This window comes from Apibacter sp. HY039, from assembly GCF_004023655.1.
In the GTDB taxonomy this organism is placed as follows: domain Bacteria; phylum Bacteroidota; class Bacteroidia; order Flavobacteriales; family Weeksellaceae; genus Apibacter; species Apibacter raozihei.
Genome location: NZ_SAYM01000006.1, coordinates 26,664 through 42,551, shown reverse-complemented (window position 1 = coordinate 42,551; position 15,888 = coordinate 26,664). Strand labels below are relative to the sequence as shown.

Annotated in this window: 12 protein-coding genes; 3 read left to right on the top strand and 9 right to left on the bottom strand. The window is 31.7% G+C overall.

What is annotated here, in order from left to right; genetic code table 11:
* Window positions 1-79: 79 nt before the first annotated feature.
* The 7 genes from EQ921_RS11595 to EQ921_RS11565 form a co-directional block, all read right to left on the bottom strand.
* On the bottom strand, window positions 80-1,933 hold the full coding sequence (locus EQ921_RS11595) for a hypothetical protein (protein ID WP_128331774.1): 1,854 nt from the start codon (window positions 1,931-1,933) through the stop codon (window positions 80-82).
* A gap of 635 nt (window positions 1,934-2,568) precedes the next feature.
* Window positions 2,569-3,594, bottom strand: coding sequence for a uroporphyrinogen decarboxylase (gene hemE / locus EQ921_RS11590; RefSeq protein ID WP_128331773.1), 1,026 nt, complete (start codon window positions 3,592-3,594; stop codon window positions 2,569-2,571).
* Window positions 3,587-4,237, bottom strand: a complete 651-nt coding sequence (locus tag EQ921_RS11585) for a uroporphyrinogen-III synthase (protein ID WP_128331772.1) — start codon at window positions 4,235-4,237, stop codon at window positions 3,587-3,589. The genes hemE and EQ921_RS11585 overlap by 8 nt, the downstream gene beginning before the upstream one ends.
* Before the next feature lie 138 nt (window positions 4,238-4,375).
* On the bottom strand, window positions 4,376-6,073 hold the full coding sequence (locus EQ921_RS11580; protein WP_128331771.1) for an MBOAT family protein: 1,698 nt from the start codon (window positions 6,071-6,073) through the stop codon (window positions 4,376-4,378).
* The gene (locus tag EQ921_RS11575; RefSeq protein WP_128331770.1) at window positions 6,054-7,265 is read right to left on the bottom strand and encodes a GDSL-type esterase/lipase family protein; all 1,212 of its coding nucleotides are present in this window, start codon (window positions 7,263-7,265) and stop codon (window positions 6,054-6,056) included. The genes EQ921_RS11580 and EQ921_RS11575 overlap by 20 nt, the downstream gene beginning before the upstream one ends.
* Entirely contained in the window at window positions 7,243-8,574 is a 1,332-nt protein-coding gene (locus EQ921_RS11570) for a hypothetical protein (protein WP_128331769.1), read from the bottom strand. Before EQ921_RS11570 ends, EQ921_RS11575 begins: the two co-directional genes overlap by 23 nt.
* A gap of 134 nt (window positions 8,575-8,708) precedes the next feature.
* On the bottom strand, window positions 8,709-9,677 hold the full coding sequence (locus EQ921_RS11565) for an ABC transporter ATP-binding protein (protein WP_128331768.1): 969 nt from the start codon (window positions 9,675-9,677) through the stop codon (window positions 8,709-8,711).
* 116 nt (window positions 9,678-9,793) lie between these two features.
* Between EQ921_RS11565 and EQ921_RS11560 the strand changes: the two genes are divergently transcribed.
* The 3 genes from EQ921_RS11560 to mscL all read left to right on the top strand — a co-directional run bounded on the left by EQ921_RS11560 (window position 9,794) and on the right by mscL (window position 13,066).
* Entirely contained in the window at window positions 9,794-10,447 is a 654-nt protein-coding gene (locus tag EQ921_RS11560) for a YceI family protein (RefSeq protein ID WP_128331767.1), read from the top strand.
* Window positions 10,448-10,514: 67 nt separating this feature from the next.
* Window positions 10,515-12,620: a type IA DNA topoisomerase gene (locus EQ921_RS11555; RefSeq protein ID WP_128331766.1), complete on the top strand. Its 2,106-nt coding sequence runs from the start codon at window positions 10,515-10,517 to the stop codon at window positions 12,618-12,620.
* Between the two features lie 53 nt (window positions 12,621-12,673).
* Window positions 12,674-13,066, top strand: coding sequence for a large conductance mechanosensitive channel protein MscL (gene mscL / locus EQ921_RS11550; RefSeq protein WP_128149617.1), 393 nt, complete (start codon window positions 12,674-12,676; stop codon window positions 13,064-13,066).
* Window positions 13,067-13,123: 57 nt separating this feature from the next.
* Here mscL and EQ921_RS11545 read toward each other — a convergent pair whose 3' ends face one another.
* Entirely contained in the window at window positions 13,124-14,569 is a 1,446-nt protein-coding gene (locus EQ921_RS11545; protein ID WP_128331765.1) for an OmpP1/FadL family transporter, read from the bottom strand.
* A 31-nt stretch (window positions 14,570-14,600) separates the two neighbouring features.
* A complete protein-coding gene (locus EQ921_RS11540; RefSeq protein WP_128331764.1) occupies window positions 14,601-15,854 on the bottom strand; it encodes a hypothetical protein in 1,254 nt (417 codons plus the stop codon).
* Window positions 15,855-15,888: the final 34 nt, after the last annotated feature.

Here is a 15,888-nt window from a genome sequence, read left to right as displayed (position 1 = left end):
AACAACAACAATAACAATATAATTCATAGATTTTACATATATAATACACAACTAAAATACAAAAAAATAGTATAGTAAATTATATAATATTTTGAATAAAGTTGTCCAGATCTTCTTCTTTTTTTAGATTTAATTTTTGTTTTAAGCGGTATTTACTCATCCGTATTGTCTTTAGCTCCACATGAAGCAAATCTGCCATTTCCTTGGTAGGCATTTTCATAAAAATATAGATACAATATTTTAAGTCAAGCGTAGTCAATTTCTGATTTGCTTTTGATTGTAAACGATGGTAAAATTCCGGATGAATTTCATTAAGCATGGTTTTAAAATCATCAAAATTTTTGTCGAGAATTTCTTCGTTTTTAATGATTTTTTTAAGTAATACTGGATATTCGTTAGGGTTAACAGTAGTTTGCCGTTTTAAACTGTCAAGCAATTCATTCTTGTGGGATACTTGTACATATTTTGCAAGAACTTCTTTTTGTAATCTATTGGTTTCTTCCTCTTTAATACAAGCCATAAGCTCAACATTTTCTTTTTCAAGTTTTAGCATTTTCGCTTCTTCTTCTTTAATTTGAACTAATAATTTAGCCTCATTTTTCTTTTTATTTAAATATTTAATTCTGAATTTATAGCTGAAAAAAAGAACCATAATTAACAAACACAAAATGCAGATGACAATAAAATGCCAAAAATTTTCAGTTTTTTTTATTTCTATTTCTTTCTCTTTTTCAGCAACGTTGTATTTATTAAGGAGCTCTTGGTTAGCAAATGAATATTTATATTCAAAATGCTGTTTATAATATTCAAAAGATTTTTTCAGATTCAAAATGGCAGACTTATTATCTCCTATTTCTTCATATAATTCTGATAGTAATTGATGAAATTCATAATTCTCTTTAAATAGATAATCTATATTGGAGGTTTTTGTTAATATTTGATGAGTAAATTTAATAGCATTCAAATAATTTTTTTTATTTATTTCAGTAGTAATTAATAGATTATAATAACTAACTTGAAAATTAATATGATTATTTCTTTCAGCTAAATATTTGGCCTTTTTAAGACAATGTTCAATTTTATCAGCATACACATCATTAGGTGAAAGCTTGTTTTGAATATTATATAAATTCGATAGATTAGTAAGTGATATTAGTAGCAATATGTCAGGAATATAACCATCGTGATTGTCACCATAATCTAAAGCTTTTTCAAAGAAATATCTGGATGAATCTAAAGCTGCTTTTTTTTTAAACAATTGGTAGTCACTCAAATATTTGCTCCCTAAAGATGTGTAACCTATGTAAATAGAAGTAGGTTTTTTACTTTTTAATGCTGCATCTAAACTTAATTGTGAATACTTTTTAGAGTATTGAGGAGTTAAATCGTATTGTGAGCTTAATAAATTATATCCTAAGGCTAAACCGTGCCATTTATCACTATACTTTTTATCATGGCTGTTTTTATAATTCATTTTTTTAAAAAGCTCAATGGAAGTAAATATATCTTTAATTCCATCTTTGTCATTTACCATGGATTTAATCAATCCAAGTCGTAAATAAGCAAATGCATTTTTATCAATATCAGTGGATTTTTCCAGATAGAACATTATAGAGTCAATCACCTCGTACGTCTTATGAATATCTTTTTTATAGGCATAAAGTGCTCCCAAAGAGGAGTAACTATAAACTATATATCCAGGATCATTTTCTTTTAATGCAAGTTTTAAAGATTCTTTAGCCATTTTCATAGCACGGGCAGTATCGCTCATATCCATGCCCGCCATATTTGAAAGAGGAATAATTTTTTCTTTATCCGGAATTCTTTTATCAGAAACAATATTTTGAAGTGAATCTAAAAGTTTTCTTTGTGCATTTGTAAAATTAGTAAATAAACAAAATACAACTAGTTGATAAAGTAGTAGCTTTTTCATAGAGTTTTAACTAAGAGTATAACAAAAATAATAAAGGAGAGTCAAAATAAAAAGAGATTATCTTAAATTTAAGATAATCTCTTTTTCATCATCTATATATTAACTATAACTAAATTTAAATAGCCATTTAAAAAAAGTATATTTTTAGTAGAAATAATAAGCGTAGTTTTTTTAAGTGTTGAATTTTTTGTTTTGTAAAAAAGGCGAGTAATAAATTTTTTATATATAATCTTTTATATTTTGAGAGTTTTTAAAGACTATGATTAATATCAAATATAATTAAATAGAATAAAAAAAACTAAAAAAATTAAAGGTATTTTAAGAGATTACATTAAAAAACTTAATTTAATTCGATGGGACAAAAGTAATCTTAATATGCTGAACAAAACAAATTGTAACTGTCTACAAAACGTCTACATACTTTAGGAAAAGAAGTTAATCCATTAAATTTTTTTTAGTTACGATCTTAGTAAGTATAGAGTTTATATTGTTGATTATTAATATTTTATTTATCTGTTTTTAAACTAAAAACAGATAAATAAACAACGTGATAAAAGTTACTCAATCCAAAATTGTATTTGATATAAATGAGATATTTAACCTGAAATACCCACTCAATAACTACACAAAATTACTTATTTTTGAAATTCAACGATTGCTTTTATAAAAGCATCAGCATTTTCAACAGGTACATTAGGTAAAATACCATGACCTAAATTTGCAATATAAGATTTTGTTCCAAAATCACGAACCATCTGTTGAGCTTCATTATAAATTTTCGCAGGCGATGATAGTAGCTTAGCCGGATCAAAATTTCCCTGTAAAGTAATTTTGCCTCCGGAAAATTCTCTTGCTTTTTGAGGAGATATAGTCCAGTCTACACCTAAGGCACAAGCTTTAGATTGAGACATAGTTTCCAAAGCAAACCAACAGCCTTTGCCGAATACGATAACTTTACTCTTTTGTTCAAGAGCATCAACGATTTGGTTAATATATTTCCATGAAAACTCATTATAATCTTTAGGAGACAGTAAACCTCCCCAGCTATCAAAAATTTGAACTGCATGTACTCCGTGTTCAATTTTCTTTTCAAGATACAGAATGGTATAATCGGTTATTTTCTGCAAAAGTTTGTGTGCCCATTCAGGTTTTTGAAAACAAAATGATTTTGCTTTGTCAAAAGTTTTAGAACCTTTACCTTCAATAGCATAGCACAAAATGGTCCAGGGACTTCCTGCAAAACCAATTAAAGGAATTTCATTATTTAGTTGCTCAAGAGTTATATCAATGGCATCCAACACATATCCTAGGCTATCTTGAATGGGCGGATTAACAAGACTATCAATATCTTCTAAACAAGTAATTGGGTCTTCAAGATAAGGTCCTACGGATTCTTTCATTTGAAAATTCATTCCCATGGCCTGAGGAACCACCAGAATGTCAGAAAACAATATAGCAGCATCTATAGGAAACCGTTTTACAGGCATTAATGTTATTTCAGCAGCCAATTCTGGAGTTTGGCATCTGGTAAAAAAATCATATTGGTCTCGTAATGCACGAAACTCCGGTAAAAACCTACCAGCCTGTCTCATCATCCAAACAGGAGGCCTTTGTACTTCTTTTCCTTCTAAAGCGTCTAAATATAATCTGTTTTTAAGCATCTAATTTATCATTTATTAAAGCAATCAAGGATTCCTTTGTGGTTTCTTCCGGAAAATATACTCTGTAATTTCCGTGCTGTTTTACAGCCTCTGCTGTAGTTTTTCCGCTTGTAAATATAAGAGTTTCTTCAGGAATTTTATTCATAGAAGTAAATGACTTTACTGCAGAAGGACTCATAAAAATAATTGCATCGTAAAAATCAGTTACTTTCTGAGGGGTTAGGCTTGTTTTGTACGTTTCGATACCCCGAACTTCAATACCATTTTCTTTAAGTATATCTGGCAGAGTAGTTAAGGATAAATTACCTTTAAAAAAAACATAATTTTTAATATCTGTTTCAAGCATTCGTTCTAAAAGATCCTCAGAATAATTAGAGATAAAAGATATCTCTCTGTCCTGACCGTTTAATTTTTTAGCAGTACTTTTACCTACTACAAAAAATTGTCCATTCAGTTCAATTTCTTTAATTGCTTTAGCTGAATTTTTACTGGTGACAATAAAAGAGTGTATATCGGTAGGAATTTGAGAAATTATTTTTTCTTTAGGATATATATCTATAGACACAAAAGGAATAACATCAATCTTCCATTTCCGATCATAATCTTCCGGAAAAGAGGAAGAGGTTGCTAATATACGTTTCATTAAGCATTGGTTTTACTTACAAATATAAAAAAATAATTTTTCGTTTTTTAGAGTAACTAAACTCAACCAGGATATTTCAAAGTGTAAATGATTGTATTTTATACTATTATATGTAGTATACAAAAATTTTTAGCAAGCTCAAAATTGAAAATATATGAAAGGTTGAATTTCAGAAGATTTAACCTGAGCTACAATTAATACTATTACAAACAAAAACAACAAAACAGCCCAATAGGGAGCTTTTTCAAATTTAAGTTTAAAAATTTCTTCCCATCTTGGAGGGGTAAAATGTAATATAAATCCCAAAAGCATTAAAACAAATACCAGTTTATAGCCATTTACCATCTGTAATAAAATGTGAGGCTCAAATTTGTGGAATATTTGTGTAAGCATTTGCCATGCTGTGTTCATGTCTGACACTCTGAAGAAAATCCAGCAAAAACATACAAAATGAAAAGTAATTAAAATACCAATTAAACGAAACCAGAAATAACTTTTAGTGTTTTCAGTCTTAGATGAGCCTGATAAATTGATATAAGTTTTATGAATAGAAAGTGCAAGGCCGTGCATGGCTCCCCACAAAATAAAACGCATAGACGCACCATGCCAGAGTCCTCCCAAAAGCATAGTTGTCATTTGATTAAAGCTACTGTAAGATGCCTTCTTTTTTTCTTTAGATAAAAGAATCGACGAAGCAAAAATAAGTATAAAAATCAGTGCAGTGATGATTTGCCAGTAACTTTCATGAATGGCACTATTGATACCCCATAGTATAAGACCGGTAAAAAAAAGTACAGGAAAAAAATATCCCATAAAATGTCCATTACGGTTACCTCCCAGTGAAAAATATAAATAATCTTTCAACCAAGAAGAAAGACTAATATGCCACCTTCTCCAGAACTCAGTAATATTTTGAGATTGATAAGGAGAGTCAAAGTTTTTAGGGAATTTAAAACCTAAAAGAAGTGCTATTCCGATAGCCATATCTGAATACCCTGAGAAATCACAGTAGATTTGCAACGCATATCCGTAAATTCCGAATAAATTTTCGATTCCAGAATATAATTCAGGCTGATCAAACACTCGATCTACAAAATTAACGCCAATGTAATCAGATATTACTGACTTTTTAAAAAGCCCTATACTTATTAAAAACAAAGCTCTTCCTATCATTGATTTGGTAATAATGGTAGGCTTATAGAGCTGAGGTATAAAATCATAGGCACGTATGATAGGACCAGCAACTAATTGAGGAAAAAAGGAAACAAAAAATCCGTAGTCAAGTAAATTTTTCACAGGCTCAATTTTTTTTCTGAAAACATCTATGGTATAACTCATAGACTGAAAAGTGAAAAATGAAACACCAACCGGTAAAAAAATATCAATTTTTTTATATTCTGTGTCGGCAACAGTATTAAATGAATCTATAAGAAAATTAGTGTATTTAAAATGGATTAAAATTCCTAAGTTAACAGCAAGACTAAAAAAGAGAAGTAATTGTCTCGTTATTTTCTTTTGTGCCCTATGGATTAAATGTCCAGTAAAAAAATCAAAAAAAACGCAGAAAATTAAAATTAAATAGTAATATCCGCTGGATCTATAGTAAAAATAAAGCGAGAATAAAATTACATAAATTACCTTAGGGAAATGCGTTTTATGTAATAATGCATACCCAATCATAAAAGCCGTGAATATAAATACAAAATATCCGCTACTGAAAATTAAAGGCTCTTTAGGATTAAAATAAAACTGCTCAATCAGCTTATGAAGGTCGAGATCCGGAATGATTTTAGAAATTTCGTTTACGGTGATATATTTATGGGTTATTGGAAACATACTCGTTAAAAGAGTTAATTAAAGCGTTAAATAATAAGTTACCCTGTAATTGATAACCTTTGATGTTATAGTGAATTAAATCTTTACTGAATAAATTGTAATTTTTCCAGTTTGATGCATTACCACTTACTTCCTGTAAATCCCAATATGCGAGTTGCTGTTCATCAGAATAAGAAACCAATATATCATGTATAATTTTTAATCTGGCGTTTTGATATTTTTTATTTACGTAAGCATTAGCTGGAGTTGTTATTAATATAGGCACACCCGGATTATGTTTTTTTAAGTTGTCTATAAAATGTTGAATTTCTTCCTTTATAATATCTTCGTTAAAATCATTGTCTTTTCTGTAGGCCTCATTGGTGCCTAACGAAATAATCAGTAAATCAGGTGAGAGAAAAGGGGTTTGTTCATTAAAATATTCTGAAGTATCATAATGAAAATATTCGGCCCCGTTTACACCAATACTGTGATATATAACTCCTGGATTATCATTTCTTGTGTTGATTCCCAATATAGTCATGTGATTTTGAATCGGTAAAGACTTGATACTTACAAACTCAATTTTATTTGTCGGTTTAGATAGATTTATTTTCGATATGTTTTTATCTTTTAAAGTAATAAAATTTTTAACAGATATGGATTGATGATTCAATGTATCTTCAATTTTTAAATCAAAACTATGCTCATCATTTTCAAAAAATATATCTAAATGAGTAAACTTATATTTTTCAGGAAGTTCCAACATAAAAGCTGATATTGAGTCTTTAGTTTCAATGGTAATACCTCCGATGCCTGTTGGTTGAGGGAGTAAAGGCTTACAGTTTCTTTTTCCGGCCCATACAAACTGAGAAGAAGATTTAATATCTTCAGGAGAATTGGTACCCGCCACCTGATAGGGAACAACCAAACCTCGTCCTGCATTACCAAACAAAGTCTGGAAATTTGTTCGTAAAACATGACTTATGTGATTCGCCTGAAGGTGTGAGTCTCCTATATGAACAATATTTACTTGTTTATTTTTTGAATTACGCAGCGAATTGAAAAAAGAATCAAGAACTTTAGCATTATGTATAACGTTTTTCTCTTTTTTTATAAAAGGATAGTTTTGTTGAGTATACGCTTTTTGAAAAAAGCAAATACAAAGCACCAAAAGGATTAGGGCAGATTTATTTAGATTTTGCTTTTTCATATTCGAATAATAAACTGTTAAATAATAAAGTTCCAATTTCTTTACCACCTAAAAAATTGATATGTGTATAGTCTTTGTTTGCCTTAGGAGGATTGGCAGTTACATAATCAACCATAGAACTTTCTCCGCCCATGGCTTCATACATATTCCAGAAAGCAATTTTGTTTTCAGCTGCAATTGCACGTTGTGCTTCCACCATTAATTTGATAGTTGGAAGAGTTTTATAAGATCCATTAATTTTTTTGCTTCTGTCACCAACGCTGATTAAAAGTATTCCTGCCTGAGGATAAGAAGCTTTCATTTCAGTTATAACCTTATTCATCATTCGAGTATACCATGCAAAGTCACTAGTTTTTTCTGACACGGCATTAACTCCATACTGAAGAATGATTAGTTTGTAATCTTGTAGCCGGTTTAAAGATTTATGCATTTCACTCGAACTCGATAAAAGAGATAAGCCAGCATTACCTCTTAAAGAAAAATTATCGACATACACTCCTGATTTATCCTCAAATGAAAATCCATACAAAAATATATTCGGATCTGAAGCGAAAGTAAGATTGACCTTTTTCGATTTATTTATAAGTATAGAATGATCCTGTATATTTTTACCAGCTTTTAGTTGAATGTTTTGAGAATTACCATCTGAAATAACTTTAGCTGAGAAAGGAGATTTTGATTGATATAAAATCCTGAAATTCGGAAGTTTATCAGTTCGCGGTGAAAAATGAGTAGAATAATAGGTAGCACTGTTGTTGGGTAAAGGTTGTGTGCAAATACCAAAAGGAGGATAGGGAACTTTTTCCTTTGGTTGATGTACAGCGTCAAAAGTTGTATAATTTTTAAAATCTTCTTTTATTGTTTGTCGGAATTGAGACACCTCTGAAGTGACAGGTACCCATCCAACCCCCATGCCTCCAAACTTTTCTTGTAATAAGTCTCTGAAATCCCCACAAAATACATCCCCTTCAATAAAGCTGTCTCCAAAAAAAGCGATACGAACTTTGCCTAGAGTATCTGATTTTAAATTATCAATTGATAAAAATAAAGTTTTAAACATATTCTGATCCACAGAATAATCTTCAAAACAAATTTTATTTTTAGGGCATTGGATTTCAACTTTAGGTTCAACCTTGGGAACAATTTTTTTTATATCAGAAGCAGGTTCCTTTTCTACATCTGAAAACATATCTATGGTTTTCAACTCATACCCGAAAACAGTGACAGGAGGTAGATAGCGTAAAGCTATCAGGCCTGCTAGAAATATCAGGCATAAAATCGGAACGTAGAAAGCTTGGTCTTTTTTCACAGAATATATACTTAGTTCCTTACAATTATAGTGTTTTAATATAAAAATTATTGGGCGCTAAATTACATATTTGTTACATACAAAGTTTAAAATTTTTTTAATTTTTTTGCAGAAAAAATTAATCAAAAAAGTATTTAATCAAAAATCTGAAAATTTTCAATTTGCAAAAAACATTCATCTCCAGCCGGGAAGAAATTAGGGCTGTGAAACCAGATTCGTTTAAACTTATAAATACTTTCAACCAAGTAATGACTTCCTAGATAGTAACTTTTTAAGACTTTAACCCTTAATCCGTTATCTGAAAGTATCAATTGATGAGGGTAAACAAGTACAGGAGAATGATGAGTATATTCCGATAAGCCGGGAAATTCTTCTTTGGAAAGTATGTTGGTTTCTCCGAAAAGATTAGCTACATATTCATTTTCAGGCATTTTGTAAATATCTGCGGGTAAACCTTTCTGTACAATAGTTCCCTTTTTAATTATAATCATTTCATCAGCAAAGGCTAAAGCGTCTTCAATTTCATGAGTAGCAAGAACAATAGAAATATTATTTTCTTTGGCAAAATCGAAAACAGCTCTTTTTAACATGCTTTTCTTAAAAGTGTCAACCTGAGAAAAAGGTTCATCCAAAAGTAGTACAGAGGGTGTCTGAGCCAAAGCTTTAGCTAAAGCTACTCTTTGTTTTTGCCCGCCGCTTAAGTTATCCGCTTTGCTATCTATATATTCATCCATTTCTACCAGGCTTAACAAAAAAACAATGCGTTCATGTTTCTCTTTAAGATCTATATTAGATAAGAATTTCCCAACATTTTCGCCTACAGTCGCATAAGGCATTAATCCGAAATCCTGTTCCAGATATTTGAATTCAGATTCTCCGGGTACCAGATTTCCTTTGAAGCCGGTAAGCTTACGGCCATTGTAAATAATTTCACCGCTTTCCCAATCTAGTAAGCCGTAAATTAATTTCAGAATAGTACTCTTACCACTACCGCTTTCACCTATAAGAGCCAGCATATTTCCCTGTTCAACATGAAAGGTAAGAGATGATATTATTTTCTTATCTGAATCGTATGAAAATGATAAGTCATTAATTTCTAACATAAATAGCCTGTAAAAAAGTTTTAAAAATTTTTTATAGAAGTATATTATAACTCTTAACTAATACGTTAGATTAATCAAAAGATAATATTTCCTTTCACAAATTTAAAATATTAAAAATGAAAAAACCACTTTTAGGATTTCTGATTATATTGTTTTTATTCATTTCATGTAGCGAAACCCCTAAAAATGCTCTTCCAGCCAGCGGAAAAATAACATCAGCTGCCATAAACCTTAAAAATTATAAAATAAATTTAAAGTTAAGTAAGATTAACTGGTCCATTTATATAATTAAAAATAACCTGAATATTTGTCATTTTGGTTGGGGTAAATTTAAAGAAGGGTTTTTAAATATATCAAATACACAATTAAAAAACGCAAGTTTAGTTGTCGATTGGGCAAGTTTGGTAAATGAAAGTATTGAAAAAAGAGAAGAACGAACAAAATTACTTGAGAATATGAAGGGGAAAGAGTTTTTAGATATAGCAACATACCCGGTTTCAATGATAAAAATTATTTCATCTCAAAAAATAGAAGGAGTATCAGATTATAATACACAGCTGGATATGGTTGTCGAGTTACGTGGAATTAAACAAACTATTTCAGTAAAGGCAAACCTAAGGGAGGAAAAGCAGCATCTATACTTAAATACAGAAAGATTTACTTTGAACTTCAAAGATTTCGGAATGAGCTATAAAGGAAAAAATGAGGGTGAATGGACGGATAATTTTGATTGGCAGATGAGTATTGTTGCAGATTCGACTCAGTCATAGTTCTGAAGGATGTTTTTCTTTTTAAAAGAAAAAATTGCAATTTTGCAGGTTGAAATTGGACAAGATAATGATAGTTTGTATTGCTGAAAAACCTAGTGTAGCAAAAGATATAGCCCAGATAGTCGGAGCCAGAGACCGAAAAGACGGATATTTCGAGGGAAACGGTTATAGAGTAACCTGGACATTCGGTCATTTATGTACTTTAAAAGAGCCACATGATTACAATCCCAATTGGAAATCCTGGTATTTAGAGGATCTACCTCTTATACCGGCAAATTTTGGAATTAAGTTAATACAAAATAAAGGAGTTGAAAAACAATTTCACGTTATAGAAAAGCTTGTCCATGATTGTAATGAAGTTATTAATTGCGGGGATGCAGGGCAAGAAGGGGAATTGATTCAGCGATGGGTATTGCTGAAAGCCAAATGCAAGGTTCCTGTAAAGCGGCTTTGGATATCTTCACTGACAGAGCAATCCATTAAAGAAGGATTTAATAACTTAAAAGATTCCTCAGAATATGAAAATTTATATTCAGCAGGAAGTGCCAGAGCAATAGGTGACTGGCTTTTGGGTATAAATGCAACCAGGCTTTTTACAAAAAAATTTGCGGTTTCAAAAACATTGCTTTCCATTGGCCGGGTGCAAACTCCTACTTTGGCAATGATAGTTCAAAGACAAAAAGAAATTGATGCTTTTGTAGTTGAAGAATATTGGGAACTGAAGACTCTTTATCGTGAAACAGAATTTAATGCTGATATTGAAAGGCTTAAAACAGAGGAAAAAGCAAAAAAAGGGTTGGAATATTTAAAAAATCATCCTTTTGAAATTGTTTCTTTTGAAGAAAAAGAAGGGAAAGAAAAAAATCCACGTCTTTTTGATTTAACCTCTTTGCAGGTAGAAGCTAATAAAAAATATGGTTTTTCAGCAGATAATACCCTTAAATTGGTTCAGGGTCTATACGAAAAAAAGTTTGTAACCTATCCTCGTGTAGATACCACATATCTGTCTGAAGATTTATATCCTCAAATTCAAGGAATTTTGGCAAGTATGAAATTCTATGAAAAATTTACCCGATATTTACTTTCTCAGCCTATTCCTATGTCTAAAGCCGTGTTTGATAACTCTAAAGTAACTGATCATCATGCTATAATTCCTACGGATGTTCTTCCTGAATATATAAATTCAGATGAAAAAAGAATCTACGATCTTATTGCCCGCAGGTTTATTTCCGTATTTTATCCTGAATGTAAAATATCGAATACCTTAGTAGTAGCGAAAGTAGGAGAGCTTCCTTTTAAAGCTTTAGGCAAACAGATCTTGGAATTAGGCTGGAGGGAAGTTTATATTCAGGATAAGAAAACGGATAAAGTTGAAGAAGAAAAAACGATGCCGGTTTTTGTCGCAGGAGAAACTGGACCGCATGAACCATTTATACACCAGGGTAAAACTACTCCTCCCAAACCTTTTACTGAGGCAACTCTACTTAGAGCAATGGAAACAGCCGGAAAACAGGTTGAAGATGAAGAAATGCGAGAACTGCTCAAAGATAATGGTATCGGAAGACCTTCTACTAGAGCAAATATAATAGAGACGCTTTTTCGTAGGAAATACATAGAGAAAAAAAGAAAAAATGTATATGCATCTCAGGCAGGTATAGACTTAATAGATACCATTCAGAATGATTTACTCAAAAGCGCTGAACTTACAGGTGTTTGGGAAAGAAAACTCAGATTGATTGAAAAAGGAGAATATGAATTGGATATTTTTAAAAATGAATTAATCGAAATGGTTACTCATTTAACAGAAGAGGTAAAGAACAGTAAATTTCGGAGAATATCTGTTGTCGAAAAGACGGAAAGTCAGCTAAAAGGTAAAACTAAAACAATCACAAGTAAAAATGAAACCGATATTTCTAAAATAACCTGTCCAAAATGTAGCACTCATACTTTAATTCAAGGGAAATCAGCTTATGGATGTAGTGATTATAAAAATTGTAATTTTAAAATTCCCTTTGAAATATATGGAAAAAAATTAACAACAAAACAGATCTCTGATTTAATTACTAAGCGGAAAACATTAAAAATTAAAGGTTTGATTTTTCCCGAATCAAATGAGAAACGGGAAGGTAGAATTGTTTTAGATGATAATTTTGGAATAATATTTGAAACATAACAAGCTGTAATCATGGCAAAAGTCATGAATTTTATTTAAAATTAAGATTAAAAATGAGCTTTATTAAAGAATTTAAAGAATTTGCCTTAAAAGGCAGTGTAGTCGATTTAGCCATAGGGGTTATTATTGGAGGAGCTTTCAACAAAATAGTTTCATCTTTGGTAGATGATATTATTACTCCGTTAATACTGACTCCGGCATTAAAAGCAGCCAATCTGGATGATTTATCCCAGTTGACGATACCGGGAACAGCGGTTAAGTATGGAAACTTCTTATCAACATGTTTGTCATTTTTAATTGTAGCATTTTCTTTGTTCCTTATCATTAAAGGAATTAACGCTATGAGGAAAAAAGAAGAGAAAGTTTCTAAAGAAAAAGAAGTACCAAAGCCTTCACAAGAAGATTTGTTAACTGAAATTAGAGATTTGCTTAAAAATAATAAGTAATTTACAATAAAAAAGGCTGACCATTGAGTCAGCCTTTTTTATATATTTTAAATCATATTAAAATCTCATCCCAAGAGTAAGGATAAAATTATTTTGAACATTTTTAACTTTTCCTAAAATGGGTCTATCATTTTCAACTACGGTTACCCTCGAATTATCATAATAATTAAAATATTCACCAGAGAAAGAAGTGTAATAATCAGATTTAATGTATTGATAAGCTAGATCTATAAAAAATGGTCCTACGTCATATCCCGCTCCAAATGACAATTTATTTTTTTCTCCTGCCATATAATTTTTAGGATAGACAATTGAACTGGTCAGACTGTTGTCATAATAACCACCTACAGACTTGTTTTTCACAGGTGAAGAGGCATATGCATACCCGGCTCTTAGTTTAAGTTCTTTATATCTGTATTCAACACCTGCCCGATATTCCTGCGAACCCTGAATAGAATGATTAACAAAATTATTGTTTAGCTGATAATCATAATCACTTTTAAAGTTAATATCTTTATTAAAATAATTAATAAAATCAAGATTAACCGCCAATGAATTATTCTCGTTTATAATATCTGAAGCAAAAGCTCCACTTAATACTATTTTACCGGGAGAGTTTAACTTATAATTGTCATAATACCAATAATTCTGAACAATATCATTATTAGCATCTAAAGTATAAGATAAATAATCATATTTCATATTTGACCACCAGATAGGTGAGTGATAGGCAGCCGCAAGCCTTATTTCGGGTGTTATTTTACCTAAAATACCTACACGAAGTCCAACTCCGTTGTTTTCTTGACGATAAGGAGTTAATTGCTCGTTAAAACTCATAAGTTCTCCGTCAACAGTGTTACGGTGAGAATATCTTGTTTCTCTGTCCATGTTCAAATAATGCCAGTCTAAGCCAATCCCTAAATATAGGATATCCTGTAAATTACTTGCAAAAGTTATATTAGCCTTAGAACGGTATCCGTTAGTATATTGCTCAAGACTTTCAAACCGATAGGTTCTGTCAACTCCAGATACATCAGGATATTGATAATTAATATTATCATTTTTTGAAAACTGTACACTATTATCAAGTCTTTGGTATGAAAAGCTACCCCCAACGTTAAATTTCCATATTTCTGAATTACCACCTAAAGCAAGTACAAAACCAGCACTTGGAAAATTAAAATTAGTATCAGAATTAGAATATGAGGACCCCATAGAGGCAGTATTTTTATTGGAAAGTACGCTAGCAGATATGCTTGCTTCAGAACCTCTGTAAACACCTAAGCCTGCAGGGTTCATTTCTACTGCGCTGAGATCTCCTCCCAGTGCTCCCATAGATCCTCCCATACCTATAAAGCGTGCAGTACCCACAGCATCAAAAGTATTGCCATATGCATTCAATGCATCAGATATATCATTTGGATAAAAGTCTGTTGTCTGTGACTTACCGATAGACTGAACTATTGCCAGTAAAACAAATCCATAGATTATTTTAGTATTCATATTTAGTAATTATTTTCATGTAAATATTAGATTATCTTCTACTTCCGCCCATAGAACCACGAGAACCTCCTCCCATAGAACTACCACCAGAACGGGAACCACCCATAGAGCTGCCACCGCCAAATCCTCCTCGGCTACTTGAACTTGGAGCTGAATACGTTGGAGTTCGTGATGAGGAAGAACTTGAGCTACTTCTGCTGTTTCCACCTATAGCACTACTTCTGCTACCTTCATATGAGTTGCTTCTACTTCCGCTGTTAGAGCTGCTGCTTCCAATAGAATTACTTCTGCTAGTAGAACTGCTACTTCTGCTATTATCAATAGAATTGTTTCTACTGCTTCCAATAGAATTGCTTCTGCTTGTAGAGTTGCTGCTTCCAATAGAAGAATTACTTCTGCTTCCGTTGGAAATTGAACCACGGGAATTACTTATAGAAGAGTTACTTCTGCTACCATTATAGATATTACTGTTAGTTCTCCCGTTTTGAACAGCTGAATTTGTTCTGTTTGCTGAAGCTATAATTTCACTTCGGGAATTTCTTCTTTGAACGTCCTGCATTTGTCTGGAACGGGAAGCATTATAAGACTGCCCTAAATAAGACGAACTTCTTCCGCCGTAAGCAACAGAACGAGGACCGTAATTGCCGTAATATCTTGGGTAGTAGCTGTAATAATCCCAGCCCCATGGTCGGTACCAGCCACCTCCCCAGTAAGAAGGATAATCCCACCAGCTGGAACCCCAGCCAATAGATCCCCATCCCCATCCAACAGAAACACCCCAGCTCCAACCCGGACGCCAGTAATTACCCCACCCCCAATAAGGAGAATTCCAGTAATAAGAACCATAGTATGGAGAGTTCCATCCATAGCTGTTTCCGTAATAATAATTGTTTATAACAGTACCTCCATCATCGCCCCATCCGCTATTAGTATTGGGAGAATAGTTGTAAGAGTTGTTATTGTTTGAGGAATAATTTGAATTGTCAGATTCCTGATCGTATAAAAGTTCCTCAGTATTTGTCCTCGGTGCTATATATTTCTTTCCAATTCGTACTTCTGTATCATCATTACTCGATGAATTATTGGAATCGTTATAAATATATCCGTAAGACTGTTGGCTTTGGCTTCTTTTATATTGATTAGATCTATTAGGATTATAGTATATACTGTCTTCCCCTGCATATGATGTCTGACCAACATAACATGAAGTTAAGGTGCCGGATAATACCAGAGAGACTCCCGATATCAGCCAAAATCTTTTTAAGTTATTTGTAATAATCTTCATGATATTTTTTTTAGTAGTTTATATATTTTATTTT

What these genes read in the sequence shown, in the direction of transcription:
- EQ921_RS11595 (WP_128331774.1), bottom strand. Translation starts at nt 1,933, where the DNA reads ATGAAAAAGCTACTACTTTATCAACTAGTTGTATTTTGTTTATTTACT.
- hemE (WP_128331773.1), bottom strand. Translation starts at nt 3,594, where the DNA reads ATGCTTAAAAACAGATTATATTTAGACGCTTTAGAAGGAAAAGAAGTA.
- EQ921_RS11585 (WP_128331772.1), bottom strand. Translation starts at nt 4,237, where the DNA reads ATGAAACGTATATTAGCAACCTCTTCCTCTTTTCCGGAAGATTATGAT.
- EQ921_RS11580 (WP_128331771.1), bottom strand. Translation starts at nt 6,073, where the DNA reads ATGTTTCCAATAACCCATAAATATATCACCGTAAACGAAATTTCTAAA.
- EQ921_RS11575 (WP_128331770.1), bottom strand. Translation starts at nt 7,265, where the DNA reads ATGAAAAAGCAAAATCTAAATAAATCTGCCCTAATCCTTTTGGTGCTT.
- EQ921_RS11565 (WP_128331768.1), bottom strand. Translation starts at nt 9,677, where the DNA reads ATGTTAGAAATTAATGACTTATCATTTTCATACGATTCAGATAAGAAA.
- EQ921_RS11560 (WP_128331767.1), top strand. Translation starts at nt 9,794, where the DNA reads ATGAAAAAACCACTTTTAGGATTTCTGATTATATTGTTTTTATTCATT.
- EQ921_RS11555 (WP_128331766.1), top strand. Translation starts at nt 10,515, where the DNA reads ATGATAGTTTGTATTGCTGAAAAACCTAGTGTAGCAAAAGATATAGCC.
- mscL (WP_128149617.1), top strand. Translation starts at nt 12,674, where the DNA reads ATGAGCTTTATTAAAGAATTTAAAGAATTTGCCTTAAAAGGCAGTGTA.
- EQ921_RS11545 (WP_128331765.1), bottom strand. Translation starts at nt 14,569, where the DNA reads ATGAATACTAAAATAATCTATGGATTTGTTTTACTGGCAATAGTTCAG.
- EQ921_RS11540 (WP_128331764.1), bottom strand. Translation starts at nt 15,854, where the DNA reads ATGAAGATTATTACAAATAACTTAAAAAGATTTTGGCTGATATCGGGA.